We start from the raw sequence: 12,995 nt of genomic DNA, 5'->3' as shown, positions 1-12,995 counted from the left end.
CCTGATAAATGGCGGATATTATGGTATGATAAGTTAAATATGAAAAAACGAAGTCCGAGGAAGGAGCTCTGTTTTCCTTTTTCGACAAAATATAGCTAATCCAAGGGGGAAATAGAATGACAAAAAGTTATCATGTAGCCGTTGTTGGTGCGACTGGCGCGGTTGGGACTCAAATGATTCAATTACTGGAAGATGTGACGTTTCCAATAAAGGAAGTTTCATTTTTATCTTCGGCGCGTTCGGCCGGTAAGAAATTGACGTTCCGCGGGGAAGAAGTTGTGATTAAAGAGGCAACACCTGAAAGTTTCGCGGGTGTAGATATTGCTTTATTTAGTGCTGGCGGTTCTATTTCTGAGCGTTTTGCCAAAGATGCTGTGGCGCATGGCGCGATTGTCATCGATAATACGAGTGCATTCCGAATGCATCCAGATGTGCCGCTTGTTGTTCCTGAGGTGAATCCTGAGGCTTTGCGTGATCATAAGGGCATTATCGCAAATCCGAACTGTTCGACCATCCAAATGGTGGCAGCACTTCAACCGATTCGTGCGGCTTACGGCTTAAACCGGATTATTGTTTCGACATACCAAGCCGTTTCTGGTTCTGGAATTCAAGCGATTGGTGAACTCCAAACGCAGTCTCAAGCTATTTTGAATGGGGAAGATTTTACGCCTGCTGTGATGCCTGTGAAAGGTGATAAGAAGCATTTCCAAATCGCGTTTAATGCCTTGCCTCAGATCGATGTTTTCACGGATAATGACTATACATACGAAGAGATGAAGATGGTCAATGAAACGAAGAAGATCATGGGAGACGAGTCGATCAAGGTTGCGGCGACGTGTGTGCGCATTCCAGTTATTACGGGTCACTCGGAGTCGGTGTACATCGAGGTCGAGCAGGATAATGTGAAGGTTTCTGAGATTCAAGAAGCGCTCCGGACAGCGCCAGGTGTTGTCTTAGAAGATGACACGGCAAACCAAGTATATCCGCACGCGGCAAGTTCTGCTGGCAAAAAGGAAGTCTTCGTTGGGCGCGTTCGCCACGACTTGGATGATACGAAAGGATTCCACATGTGGATCGTCTCGGATAATTTGCTAAAAGGCGCTGCTTGGAATTCGATCCAAATTGCTGAGTCGCTGATTGAACAGGAAATCATCTGAAAAAACGCGAAATAATTGAGGTGTTACAATGAAAATTATCGTGCAAAAATTTGGTGGGACTTCCGTGCAAAACGCTGAATCCCGCCAGCTTGCATTTAATCATTTACGAAATTCGATCCATAAGGGATATAAAGTTGTCGTTGTTGTGTCGGCGATCGGGCGAATAGGTGATCCGTATGCAACGGATACATTGCTGGAACTCATTGGCGCGAAAGAAACCCGGTTATCGTTACGCGAGCAAGATATGTTGCTTTCTGTCGGTGAAACGATTTCGACAGCGGTGTTTACGAATATGCTTCTCGAAGCGGGTATTAAAGCAGCCGCATTTTCAGGCGCACAAGCCGGTATCCGAACGAACGATGAATACACCGCTGGCAAAATTTTAGAAGTCGATGTGACGCGTTTACGTGAGACATTAGAGACGGTGGACATTGTCGTTGTTGCTGGTTTCCAAGGTAGTGCTCCAAATGGCGATATCACAACGCTTGGCCGGGGTGGTAGCGATACCTCTGCCGCAGCACTTGGTGTTGCACTTGCTGCTGAACGTGTGGATATTTTTACCGATGTGGATGGGATGTTTACCGCTGATCCGCGTATTGTTAAAAACGCGCGCTCGTTGCCAACGGTGAGCTATAATGAAGTAAGCAATATGGCTTATCAAGGCGCTAAGGTTATCCATCCGCGTGCCGTTGAGATTGCGATGCAGGCCAAGATTCCGCTTCGGATTCGCTCGACATACTTAGAAGGAGAAGGCACGCTCGTGACTTCGCAAACGGAGGTTAGCGGCCGTTTTGATGTGAAAGAACGCCTCGTAACGGGAATCGCGCATGTCACCAATTTAACGCAGATTCGCGTCAAAACAACGAGTGTTCATACGCAGCAGCAAGCATTCGCGATTCTTGCCGAAGCGGCTATCAGTCTTGATTTTATCAATATTTCGACGGACGAGATCGTGTTTACTGTGCCGGAACGAAAGCGCGAACACGTGTTGACACTTTTGAAAGAAGCCTCATATGATGCACATACGACCGAAGATTGCGCAAAAGTTTCTATTGTCGGAGCTGGAATCGCAGGCGTGCCAGGTGTTACCGCCAAAATTGTGTCCGCCTTATCCGCGAAAAATATCGCTATCTTGCAATCAGCAGATAGCCATACAACCGTGTGGATTTTAGTCGAAGAAGCGGATCTAATCGCAGCGGTCAACGCGCTTCATGACGAATTTTGCATTGAAAATGAGTTCGAGGAGGAATAGCACTATGGATTTTGGAAAAGTAGTTACAGCAATGGTAACGCCATATAATCCCGAGAAAGATAAAGTTTGTAAAAAAAGGATTCATCGCCTAGTCAATTACCTCATTGAAAACGGCTCGGATGGCCTTGTTGTGGCGGGAACCACCGGAGAGTCACCAACCATTTCGCATGAAGAGAAAATCAAACTCTTTAAACAAGTCGTGGAAACCAACCAAGGCCGCGTGAAAATCATTGCGGGAACTGGGTCGAATAATACTGCTGAAACGATTAGCTTCACGAAAGAAATAGAAGAAATCGGTGGAATCGACGCTGTTTTAATCGTAGCGCCATATTACAACAAACCAAATCAAGCTGGGCTTTATGCTCATTTTGCGGCGATTGCAGAGGCGATCACGTTACCAATTGTCATTTATAACATTCCGAGTCGTTCGGTTGTGAATATTGAACCAGAGACGATCATTGAACTTTCCAAAATAGATAACATCGTTGGGGTCAAAGAATCCAGTGGTAATTTTGATAATATCACGAAAATTATTGCTGAAACGAGTGATGATTTCGCGGTTTATAGTGGAGATGACAGTTTTACTTTGCCGATTTATGCGCTTGGTGGAAATGGTGTAATCTCTGTTGCGAGTCACGTGATTGGAGCAGAAATGCAAACGATGCTGCAGGCTTTTGACGAAGGTGATACGAAGCAAGCGGCAGAAATTCATGGTAAACTTGTACCACTTATGAATACGTTATTCATCGCACCAAACCCAGCTCCTGTGAAGCATATGTTAAACAAACTCGGCGTTGATGTTGGGCATCTACGTTTGCCACTCGCGCCGCTAACAAAAGAAGAAGAAGCAACAATCGAAGCAGCATACAAAAATTATTTAAAATAAGAGGAAGGAGGAATAACCTTTGACAGTTAAAAAAGCAAAACAAATCAAGATTATCCCACTTGGCGGAGTAGACGAAAGTGGAAAGAATTTATACGTAGTAGAGGTAGATGAGTCTATTTATATTATGGATGCTGGTCTAAAGTTCCCAGAAGATGAATTGCTGGGCATTGACGTTGTTATTCCCGATATTAAATACTTAGAAGACAATAAAGAACGGATCGAGGCTATTTTTCTAACGCACGGTCATGAAGACGCAATCGGAGCTTTGCCATACGTCCTTGCCAAACTTAAAGCCCCAGTTTATGGAACTGAACTCACAATCGCCCTTGCAAAAGCGGCACTCAAGGAGCATAAAAAAGTACGTTTTAATGATTTCCATGTCATCGATGAAGCAACCGGCCTATCATTCCCGAATGTGGATGTAGAATTTTTCCGTACAACGCATTCTATTCCTGATTCCGTGGGGATTGTAATCAATACAAGCGAAGGCGCGATCGTTTACACCGGTGATTTTAAATTCGACCAATCTGCAAAAGTAGGGTATGAAACGAGCCTTGGCCACATTGCTGAAATCGGCGAAAAAGGCGTTCTTGCCTTGCTTTCCGATAGTTCTGAGGCAGAACATCCAGGGACAACATCGAGCGATAGTTTAATCGATGAAGAAATCCGTCACGCGTTTCGCTCCTCCCCAGGCCGCGTTATTGTTGCCTGCGTGGCGTCCAATCTCGTTCGCTTACAACAAGTTCTTGACGCTTCTTCTGCCACAAATCGTAAAGTAGCTATCGTTGGTAAAGAATTGGAGCGCGTATTTGATATCTCCGTGAAATTAAACAAAATTCAATTACAAACCGAGGACCTCGTTATCCCGCTAAAAGAAGCGAAGAAATTGAACGATGACCAGCTAGTGATTATCGAAACAGGGAATCTTGGAGAACCAATCCAATCACTACAACTGATGACACAGGGCAAACATCCAAAAGTAAACGTTCAAAAAGGCGATACGATCTATATTACATCGACACCATCACCATCGTCCGAAACAATTTTGGCGAAAACGATTGACATGTTGTACAAAGCTGATGCGACAGTCCTAACGATGAATCGTGATCTGTTCGTGTCTGGTCATGGTAGTCAAGACGATTTAAAATTAATGTTAAACCTGATGAAACCAAAATACTTCATCCCAGTTCACGGTGAATACCGGATGTTGATTGCCCATGCCAAGCTCGCTTATCAAGTTGGTATGCCGAAATCCAACGTATTTGTAGCTGGAAAAGGCGAAGTAATCGAATATAAAAATGGCCGTATGAGTGCTGGTAATCGTGTGTTTGCGGGTAATACCTTAATTGATGGTCTAGGCGTTGGCGACGTAGGAAACATCGTATTGCGCGATCGCAAATTGCTATCCGAAGATGGTATCTTCATCGTTGTTATCACGCTAAACCGCAAAACAAAGGCGATCATATCCGGACCAGAAATCATTTCCCGCGGTTTTGTCTACGTCCGCGAATCCGAGCATCTAATTGAGAAGTCATCCGAAGTAGTGACGAAGATTGTAGAGAAAAACCTACAAGAAAAAGAATTCGAGTGGGCTAAACTAAAACAAGACGTCCGCGACCAACTGAACAGGTACCTGTTTGAACAAACAAAACGCAGACCAATGATACTACCGATAATAATGGAAGTATAAAGAAATGTTGAACTAGCCGCCGCAAAATTTGTGGAAAAGAGCGTGAAGTTCTGGATACGAAGGCTGTATTTTTATGCATATCGAGCTTCTAAATCGAAAAGTAATGCCACAACAAAAAACATCACTAAGCTTCCTTTCAACAAGGCGGATCTAGTGATGTTTTTTGCGTTAATTTTTCCACTTCCTTAGAACCCAAACATGTGTTATCATAAAACATAGTAACATTTAAAATCAAATAGCTAGGAATTGTAAGTTTTACTTTGTGATTTTTCGTGGATTAAACGCGGAAGGATTACATACTTCATTTCGTTCCTACGCATATTGAGGATTTAAATCAGCACACTAAGCTGTTGAAGATCCACAACAAAAGGAGTTTGAAATATGGCTATCTGGTTCACACTAATGGGTATAGCTTTCCTAGGATTTATCGTAGGTATTATCATGCTATTCGCCCAATCCAAACGAAAAATCGGTATTTATATCGTAAGTAGCGCTAGTATTCTAATTATCGCTTCCATCATCGGTGTATTTGTCTCATTTCACAACTATAACAAGTTGCAAGAACGTGTCGCAAGCTATTCCACTGATAGCAAAACAGGAAAAACGGTATCAGAAGGAAAAGAGACGTATAACGTGAATTGGCATAATAACGCAGACGGAATGGATAAGAAAATTTCTACCGTTACCGTCGAGAAAAAAGTGGTCCACTCCACGATGGAAGATAAAGACATGCCTGGCACGCTGAAAATCGCAATTGAGATCAAAAATAATACAAAAAACGAACTGTTATCTTATCCACTACAAGGCGAATTAGTCACGGAAAATGGACAACAACTAGCAGCAGACATTATTTTATCGGACCTTGTCGATGGTAAAATGAAACCTGGAGCAACGATCAAGGGTACCATCGTGTTCCCGCTCGATAAACTCGATAAAGTAACGGATATCAAATGGTTCCAATTTTCATGGTCGACGTATAATAAAGATAAGTTAATCAAGAGTGACACAGGACGGCTTGATTTAAAGAAATGACAAATAGCGCTTTCTTATTCGGTACATCGAATGGAAAGTGCTTTTTGTTTGATAGAAGAAGGGAGCAGATTATGTATAGCATATGAGCAGAAAGACATAAAAAGCCGTGGAATACCCATTCATCGGGACTGTTCCACGGCTTCAATTATTTATTCTGTTACATGCAATGCTTCTGCAAGATATTCATCATACGTAACTTCTTTATTATAGAATTGCTCTTTCGAAAGGTTGATAATGCGAGTCGCCACACTTTGTAGGAATTGGTGATCGTGTGATGCGAAAATCATCGCGCCTTTGAACTGAATCATACCGTTATTTAAAGCCGTAATGGATTCTAGGTCTAAGTGATTGGTAGGTTCGTCCATCAACAGTACGTTCGCACCGGAAAGCATGTTTTTCGATAGCATACAACGAACTTTCTCACCACCGGAAAGCACGCGAACTTTCTTCAATACTTCGTCGCCACTGAAAAGCATGCGGCCTAAGAAACCGCGTAAGAATGCTTCACTATCGTCTTGTGGGGAATATTGACGCAACCATTCTACAAGGTTCAAATCGTTTTCCTCGAAGAATTCCGAGTTATCTTTCGGGAAGTAGCTTTGTGTTGTTGTTACGCCCCATTTATATTCACCTTCATCTGGTTCCATTTCGCCAGCAAGGATTTGGAAGAATACCGTTTTTGCAACTTCATCGTCACCAACAAGGGCAACTTTGTCATTACGATTGATAATGAAGCTCACGTTATCCAGAACTTTCACGCCATCAATAGTTTTTGATAGGTTTGTAACCGTGAGTAGATCGTTCCCAACTTCGCGGTCAGGGTTGAACTGTACGAATGGATAACGACGGCTAGAAGGTTGGATATCCTCAAGCGTGATTTTATCGAGCATTTTTTTACGGCTGGTCGCTTGTTTTGATTTCGAAGCGTTGGCCGAGAAACGTGCGATAAAGGCTTCTAATTCCTTGATTTTCTCTTCTTTCTTCTTATTGCGATCGCCCATCATTGTTTGTGCCAATTGACTAGACTCATACCAGAAATCATAGTTACCGACGTATAGCTTAATTTTGCTGAAATCAAGATCGGCAATATGCGTACATACTTTATTCAGGAAGTGACGATCATGGGAAACAACGATAACTGTATTTTCAAAGTTGATCAAGAACTCTTCTAACCAGTGAATCGCTTTGATGTCCAGATGGTTGGTAGGCTCATCGAGAAGCAAGATATCAGGTTTACCAAACAGCGCTTGTGCTAGCAAAACTTTCACTTTGTCGCCACCTGTAAGGTCTTTCATTAATTTATCGTGTAGATCTGTCGTAATACCAAGGCCGCTAAGTAAAACAGCAGCTTCTGGTTCAGCGTCCCAACCGTCGAGCTCTGCGAATTCACCCTCAAGTTCCGCAGCACGAATACCGTCCGCATCACTGAAATCTTCTTTAGAGTAAATGGCATCTTTCTCTTCCATGATTTTGAACAACTGATCGTGGCCACGAATAACGGTTTTTAGAACAACTTCCTCATCATATTGGAAATGATCTTGTTTCAAAACAGTTAGGCGTTCGCCAGCTGGAATATGGACATTTCCGCTCTGTGAATCGAGCTCACCAGATAGTACTTTTAGGAACGTAGATTTACCAGCACCATTCGCACCGATTAAGCCGTAGCAGTTCCCCGGTGTGAATTTAATTGAAACATCTTCAAATAATTTTTTATCGCCAAAACGTAAAGATACATTATTTACAGTTAACATTTTCGTCCTCCCAAATTCGCGCGTATTCAGCTGAAATTTTCATATTGAATGCTAAAAACGCAATTACTCCTATTCTATCACGAATGAGCATGTATGGAAAGAGCAGGGAACTGGACTTTCTAAAAAATGCTGTTATAATAAAAATCAGATAAACAAATAAGTCGCCTAGACTACAAATTTAGGCTCGTTTATTTGGATGTCCATGATTAGAAAGTATTCTTTGAACGATAGACCGCAAAACTAGTGAAATGCGAGCGTTTGTGGCCAATTTACCTAGAGTATAATCTATTCATGAATAAGACGTTACCACAGGGGGGGCTTTTAGCTGAGATTGATCTTTTTTTTAGATCTGACCCTTTGAACCTGTTCGTTAATACGAGCGTAGGGATTGTGGCGAATGAAGTGGTATCTGATACATAGTTAGATGATATGACTCCTTTCTTCTGCGGTACGTTTTTTACCAAAAAAAGAGAGGGGTATTTTTTATGCGTAATACGCGATTATTGACGTTGTTAGAATGTGCTATTTTTGCAGCATTGGCAATGGTGCTCAGTTTTATTCCGCTCGATGTTGGAAGTTCTTTTTCGATTTCGCTTGGCATGATTCCAATGTATATCGTTGCAATTAGACGCGGCTTTTGGGCTGCTGGTTTTTCAGGTTTACTGTGGGGGTTGCTTCATTTTGTAACTGGAAAAGCCTATATTTTGAGTCCGCTACAAGGTTTTATCGAGTATATTGTTGCTTTCCTATTCATCGCGTTTGCAGGTGTTTTTGCGCTACAAGTGCGTGGGTATTTAAAAGAGGGACAGCTTGGTAAGGCGATTGGCTGGGCATGGGGAACGATGATTATTGGTGGTGTTGCGAGGTATTTCTGGCATTATCTTGCTGGCGTGCTATTCTGGGGCGCTTATGCTTTTAAAGGCTGGTCCGCACAAATTTTCTCGATTGTGATGAATGGGGCTAGTTGTATCGCGACCGTTGTTGTGGCAGGAATTGTTGTAACCATATTGATGAAGACAACGCCAAAACTATTTTTGCCTAAATAATCATGTATTTAAAAAAATGGCTTTATACGGCAATCCTTGGCTACATTATTTTGCGAAAAATGCGTACAAGATTAACCCTTAAAGACCGAGTTTATTAGAAAAAATTTATAGATACAATTGTCTTTCAGCCTAAAACAGTGGCTAGTCAAATAAATAAATGAAGAAATTTCAAAAGTTCCCTAAGTGCCTATGAGTAGTGCATTTGGTGGAGCTTTTTTTTGCTTAAATAGGCATATATAAGGTGGATTGGTTCGCTTTTTAATTTTAGTTACGTTATAATGCTTATTAAGAAAGGGCTGTGTTGTTGGAATAGAATCGACTGTTTGATTTCCTACTCATCTATAACTGCGTTTTCAATCATACAACCAGTTAAAAGTTGAGAAGCACCAATTTCCCAACTTTTATTTCTTTTTACTGATAAGTTTTTCCATCTTATTTTTGTGTTTTATTGTGTTTTATTATGAATAAAGGTGGGAATACATACGTCGTGGGTCAAAGGGGTATTTGATTCAAAGCTAGGGTGAGTGATGGGCAGACCTGAAAATAATGCAGGATGCTCTGTACTCTAAAATAACTCGGAGGTGTCTAGATTGCTAAGATTTGAGCATGTTTCAAAAATTTACAAGGGCGGTAAAACGGCGGTCAATGATCTGAACTTGGATATTGATCGTGGCGAATTTATTTGTTTTATCGGGCCAAGTGGTTGCGGGAAGACAACAACGATGAAAATGATTAACCGCTTAATTGAGCCAAGCAGTGGCCAAATTTTTATTAACGACAAAGATATTATGAAGGAAGATCCGGTGAAATTGCGCCGTTCGATTGGGTATGTTATTCAACAAATTGGGTTGATGCCGCATATGACGATTCGTGAAAATATCGTGCTTGTTCCGAAGCTTTTGAAATGGTCAGAAGAAAAGAAGAATGAGCGGGCACTGGAACTAATTAAGCTCGTGGATTTGCCAGAGGAGTACTTGGATCGCTATCCATATGAACTAAGTGGTGGACAACAACAGCGGATTGGTGTGCTTCGTGCACTAGCTGCGGAACAGAATTTGATTTTGATGGATGAACCGTTTGGTGCGCTTGATCCAATTACGCGTGACTCTTTGCAAGAGGAATTCAAGAATTTACAACGGGAACTTGGGAAGACGATTATTTTTGTAACGCATGACATGGATGAGGCTATCAAGCTTGCGGATCGGATCGTGATTATGCGAGGTGGCGAGGTTGTCCAATTTGATACACCAGACGAAATTTTACGCAATCCTGCCGATAAATTCGTTGAGGACTTTATTGGGAAAGACCGCTTAATTGAGGCGCGTCCAAATGTGACGAATGTGGAGCAAATCATGAATAATACACCTGTTTCGATTACGGCGGATAAATCACTGCAAGCGGCGATTCAATTGATGAAGGAACGTCGGGTGGATACGCTACTTGTGACAGATGATCAGAATGTGTTGAAAGGGATCATCGATGTGGAAGCGATCGAGCATAATCGCCGAACTGCGACATCAGTTGTTGATATTTTGGATAAGAATGTATTCTATGTGCGCAAAGATGCGTTGTTGCGCGACACGATGCAACGGATTTTAAAACGTGGCTTTAAATATGTGCCGGTTGTGGACGAGAAGAATCGCCTGGTTGGGATTGTCACGCGTGCCAGCCTTGTTGATATTGTTTATGACTCTATTTGGGGTGATTTAGAAGAGGTTGCCGCAGAGCAAGCCGAAGCCACAAAAGAACTCGAAAAAGAAGAAGTGCACGAATAAAATAGGGGGTTATTTTTAATGGACGCGATTACGCAATTTTTTCAAGACAACGGCCATGACCTGCTAGTAAAAACGTGGGAACATCTCTATATTTCGCTTTCGGCGGTAATTTTAGGGATCGTTGTGGCTGTGCCTGTGGGAATTCTTTTGACACGCTCGCCAAAAATCGCAAATTTTGTGATTGGGATTGTTAGTGTACTGCAAACAGTGCCGTCACTTGCAATCTTGGCTTTTATTATTCCAATTCTAGGCGTTGGTAAAATACCGGCGATTGTAGCTCTATTTATTTACTCCGTACTACCGATTATGCGAAATACGTTTATCGGGGTGCGCGGTGTCGACAAAAATCTAATTGAGTCGGGACGCGGTATGGGAATGACGTCTTGGCAATTGGTCAAAAACATCGAGCTCCCGAATTCCATTTCGGTCATCATGGCTGGAATTCGCTTATCTGCCGTATACATCATCGCTTGGGCAACACTTGCCTCATACATTGGCGCCGGAGGACTCGGAGACTTTATCTTTAATGGGCTGAACCTCTATCGACCAGATTTAATACTCGGCGGTGCGATTCCTGTTACGATTTTGGCGCTATTGGTTGAATTTTTCCTAGGCAAATTAGAAGTGAAAATCACACCAAAAGCAATCCGGGCTGCGAAAGAGAATATGTAAGGAGGGACAGTAAAATGAAGAAAAAAATAACACTTGCCGCTGTCATCCTGCTTGGCGTATCTCTTTTATCGGCGTGTGCATTGCCAGGGCTTGGCGGTAGCACGGATGGCACGATTAAAATTGGGACAATGTCCACGACAGAGTCACAAATAGTCGGCAATATTGTGAAACAAATGATTGAACATGATACAGATTTAAAAGTAGAGATGGTAAACAATCTCGGTTCTTCCGTTGTGCAACATCAAGCGATGGTGAACGGTGATATTGATATTTCGGCGACACGCTATACAGGGACGGATTTAGTTGGACCACTCGGCGAAGAGCCCTTAAAAGACCCTGAAAAAGCACTAAAAGCTGTGCAAAAAGGTTTTTCTGAGCGTTTTGACCAATATTGGTTCGATTCTTATGGTTTTGCGAATACGTATGCCTTCATGGTACGTCAAGATACCGCGAAGAAATACAATTTGAAGACGATTAGCGATATGCGTGCCGTGGAAGATCAACTTGTTGCAGGTGTCGATAACTCATGGATGGAGCGTGCCGGCGACGGTTACAAAGCATTTTCCAAAGACTATGACATCACATTCAAGAAAATTTTCCCGATGCAGATAGGTTTGATCTATACGGCCCTAAAAAATAATCAAATGGATGTTGCGCTAGGTTACTCGACAGACGGCCGTATTCCGACATATAACCTGGCCGTACTAGAAGACGATAAGCACTTTTTCCCACCGTATGACGCTTCACCGATGGCTACAGATGCTATTCTAAAAGAACATCCTGAACTAAAAACGACGATAAACAAATTGGTAGGCACGATTTCAACGGAAGAAATGCAAAAGCTGAACTACCAAGCAGATGGGGAATTAAAAGAACCGTCTATCGTTGCAGAAGACTTCTTGAAAAAACAATAATTACTTTGAAGACAAATAAGGAGGTGCCCGACAAAATGGATACATTTTCACAACTCATTGACTATTATCAAACCAACGCAACATATGTTATGGAAGCATTCTGGCGGCATTTCTTGATGAGTGCTTACGGCGTTATTTTCGCGGCAATTGTGGCGATTCCGCTAGGCATTTATATTGCACGCAAGAAAAGATTAGCAGGCTGGGTCATTCAAACCGCAAACGTTATCCAAACGATTCCAGCCTTAGCCTTACTTGCAATGCTTATGCTTGTGATGGGGCTTGGAACAAACACAGTAGTTCTCTCTTTATTCCTCTATTCGATCTTACCGATTCTAAAAAATACGTATACCGGCATTCAAAATGTCGATGGAGCGTTACTCGAATCAGGAAAAGCGATGGGAATGACGAAATGGCAAGTACTGCGCATGATTGAAATTCCATTAGCGCTATCGGTTATTATGGCGGGAATTAGAAATGCTCTTGTTATCGCAATCGGTGTTGCAGCAATCGGAACATTCGTTGGTGCTGGTGGACTTGGGGACATCATCGTACGTGGAACGAACGCCACAAACGGAACCGCAATTATATTAGCAGGCGCAATTCCAACAGCGCTCATGGCTGTCATGGCGGACGTATTACTTGGCTGGGTGGAACGAAAACTTAATCCAGTGAAAAACAAAAAGAAAAAATTTGTAGAAGTACTATAACTTAAAAAACGAACTATCATGTCATTTTGGGCTAGATAGTTCGTTTTTACATCGTAAATCATGTATTTTATTAGTGGAAATATAAATGGGTTCGGGAATAGAGGGAGGCTTCC

The 12,995-nt window shown here is 42.3% G+C and carries 10 protein-coding genes, 1 pseudogene and 1 riboswitch; of the genes and pseudogenes, 10 read left to right on the top strand and 1 reads right to left on the bottom strand.

Annotated features, from left to right (window positions below):
- Nucleotides 1–116 precede the first annotated feature (116 nt).
- The 5 genes from PGRAN_RS03475 (at nucleotide 117) to PGRAN_RS03455 (ending at nucleotide 6,017) form a co-directional block, all read left to right on the top strand.
- Nucleotides 117–1,157 (top strand): aspartate-semialdehyde dehydrogenase, encoded by a 1,041-nt coding sequence (locus tag PGRAN_RS03475; protein WP_036065070.1) that lies wholly within the window; start codon nucleotides 117–119, stop codon nucleotides 1,155–1,157.
- 28 nt (nucleotides 1,158–1,185) lie between these two features.
- Nucleotides 1,186–2,409 (top strand): aspartate kinase, encoded by a 1,224-nt coding sequence (dapG, locus tag PGRAN_RS03470; RefSeq protein WP_036065068.1) that lies wholly within the window; start codon nucleotides 1,186–1,188, stop codon nucleotides 2,407–2,409.
- A 4-nt stretch (nucleotides 2,410–2,413) separates the two neighbouring features.
- Nucleotides 2,414–3,295 (top strand): 4-hydroxy-tetrahydrodipicolinate synthase, encoded by an 882-nt coding sequence (dapA, locus tag PGRAN_RS03465; protein ID WP_036065066.1) that lies wholly within the window; start codon nucleotides 2,414–2,416, stop codon nucleotides 3,293–3,295.
- A gap of 19 nt (nucleotides 3,296–3,314) precedes the next feature.
- Nucleotides 3,315–4,985: a ribonuclease J gene (locus tag PGRAN_RS03460; protein ID WP_036065064.1), complete on the top strand. Its 1,671-nt coding sequence runs from the start codon at nucleotides 3,315–3,317 to the stop codon at nucleotides 4,983–4,985.
- Between the two features lie 381 nt (nucleotides 4,986–5,366).
- Nucleotides 5,367–6,017, top strand: coding sequence for a DUF4352 domain-containing protein (locus PGRAN_RS03455; RefSeq protein WP_036065062.1), 651 nt, complete (start codon nucleotides 5,367–5,369; stop codon nucleotides 6,015–6,017).
- A 149-nt stretch (nucleotides 6,018–6,166) separates the two neighbouring features.
- Here the strand turns inward: PGRAN_RS03455 and PGRAN_RS03450 are convergent, their stop codons facing one another.
- Entirely contained in the window at nucleotides 6,167–7,768 is a 1,602-nt protein-coding gene (locus tag PGRAN_RS03450; RefSeq protein ID WP_036065060.1) for an ABC-F family ATP-binding cassette domain-containing protein, read from the bottom strand.
- Between the two features lie 301 nt (nucleotides 7,769–8,069).
- A riboswitch (TPP riboswitch) is annotated at nucleotides 8,070–8,174 on the top strand.
- Between the two features lie 79 nt (nucleotides 8,175–8,253).
- On the opposite strand from PGRAN_RS03450, the gene thiT reads away from it, so the two are divergent.
- The 5 genes and pseudogenes from thiT to PGRAN_RS03425 all read left to right on the top strand — a co-directional run bounded on the left by thiT (nucleotide 8,254) and on the right by PGRAN_RS03425 (nucleotide 12,882).
- Nucleotides 8,254–8,814 (top strand): energy-coupled thiamine transporter ThiT, encoded by a 561-nt coding sequence (gene thiT / locus PGRAN_RS03445; protein ID WP_036065058.1) that lies wholly within the window; start codon nucleotides 8,254–8,256, stop codon nucleotides 8,812–8,814.
- A 590-nt stretch (nucleotides 8,815–9,404) separates the two neighbouring features.
- Nucleotides 9,405–10,589: a betaine/proline/choline family ABC transporter ATP-binding protein gene (locus PGRAN_RS03440; protein ID WP_036065056.1), complete on the top strand. Its 1,185-nt coding sequence runs from the start codon at nucleotides 9,405–9,407 to the stop codon at nucleotides 10,587–10,589.
- Nucleotides 10,590–10,607: 18 nt separating this feature from the next.
- Nucleotides 10,608–11,261 (top strand): ABC transporter permease, encoded by a 654-nt coding sequence (locus PGRAN_RS03435; protein ID WP_036065054.1) that lies wholly within the window; start codon nucleotides 10,608–10,610, stop codon nucleotides 11,259–11,261.
- A gap of 14 nt (nucleotides 11,262–11,275) precedes the next feature.
- Nucleotides 11,276–12,194 (top strand): annotated as a pseudogene (locus tag PGRAN_RS03430) (osmoprotectant ABC transporter substrate-binding protein).
- Nucleotides 12,195–12,210: 16 nt separating this feature from the next.
- Nucleotides 12,211–12,882 (top strand): ABC transporter permease, encoded by a 672-nt coding sequence (locus PGRAN_RS03425; protein WP_036065052.1) that lies wholly within the window; start codon nucleotides 12,211–12,213, stop codon nucleotides 12,880–12,882.
- Nucleotides 12,883–12,995 lie beyond the last annotated feature (113 nt).

It is taken from the genome of Listeria grandensis FSL F6-0971 (assembly GCF_000525835.1).
Lineage (GTDB): Bacteria > Bacillota > Bacilli > Lactobacillales > Listeriaceae > Listeria_A > Listeria_A grandensis.
This window is presented reverse-complemented; position numbering and strand designations above follow the sequence as displayed.